We start from the raw sequence: 268 nt of genomic DNA, 5'->3' as shown, positions 1-268 counted from the left end.
TGGTGGAGGCTGAGGGGTTCGAACCCCCGACCCTCTGCTTGTAAGGCAGATGCTCTCCCAGCTGAGCTAAGCCTCCAGGTATGTATGGTAGCGGCAGAGGGGATCGAACCCCCGACCTCACGGGTATGAACCGTACGCTCTAGCCAGCTGAGCTACGCCGCCACAATAACATGGTAATGGATTTAAAATGGCGGAGAGAGAGGGATTCGAACCCTCGCACCGCTTACGCAGTCTAACCCCTTAGCAGAGGGTCCCCTTATAGCCACTT

2 tRNA genes are annotated in these 268 nt (G+C 56.7%); both read right to left on the bottom strand.

The annotated features are described in order from the left end of the window. A tRNA-Val gene (locus AC0MA3_RS26550) sits at positions 1-76 on the bottom strand. 9 nt (positions 77-85) lie between these two features. Then, a tRNA-Met gene (locus AC0MA3_RS26545) sits at positions 86-162 on the bottom strand. Positions 163-268 lie beyond the last annotated feature (106 nt).

This window comes from Paenibacillus sp. LS-5, from assembly GCF_056121505.1.
The sequence above is the reverse complement of the archived record's forward strand: the minus strand, read 5'-3'. Positions and strand labels throughout refer to the sequence as shown.